This window comes from Rhodoplanes roseus (genome assembly GCF_003258865.1).
Classification (GTDB): Bacteria; Pseudomonadota; Alphaproteobacteria; order Rhizobiales; family Xanthobacteraceae; genus Rhodoplanes; species Rhodoplanes roseus.
Window position 1 is genome coordinate 1 of the sequence record NZ_NPEX01000643.1, and the last position, 640, is coordinate 640.

Genomic DNA, 640 nt, shown 5'->3' on the forward strand with positions numbered 1-640 from the left:
TGGGGCCGGCTCGACTTCATCGTCCACTCGATCGCCTACGCGCCGCGCGACGATCTGCACGGCCGGGTGATCGACTGCTCGCTGGCCGGCTTTCAGCAGGCGATGCGGGTGTCGTGCTTCTCGTTCATCGAGATGGCGCGCCTGGCGGAGCCGCTGATGCGGCCGGGCGGCGTGATGCTGACGATGAGCTATTACGGCGCCGACAAGGTGGTCAGCAACTACAACATCATGGGACCCGTGAAGGCCGCCCTGCAGGCGACCACCCGCTATCTCGCGGCGGAGCTCGGCGAGGCCGGCGTGCGGGTCTACGCGGTGTCGCCGGGCCCGCTGAAGACGCGCGCGGCGAGCGGCATCGCGGCGTTCGACGAGCTGGTCGCCGACGCGGTCGCCCGCAGCCCGGCGGGCCGGCTGGTCGACATCGCCGAGGTCGGGCGCACGGTGGCGTTCCTGGTCGGCGGCAGCGCGTCCGGCATGACGGGCGACACCATCTACGTCGACGCCGGCCTGCACAACATGGCGTGACGGCGCCGCGCGGCGCGGTCCGACGCGCCCGGCGCAGGACGCCGGACGCACCCGTCGCGGGTCGGCTCGGCATCAGTTGCCGCGCCGTCCTCCCGGCGGACGTCCCACCGCCGGCCTT

At 73.1% G+C, this 640-nt stretch carries 1 protein-coding gene; it reads left to right on the plus strand.

Translation table 11 applies throughout. The annotated features are described in order from the left end of the window. The coding region (locus CH341_RS31760; protein ID WP_146604726.1) for an SDR family oxidoreductase at nucleotides 1-522 on the plus strand (522 nt) is incomplete at its 5' end. Between the last annotated feature and the right edge of the window lie 118 nt (nucleotides 523-640).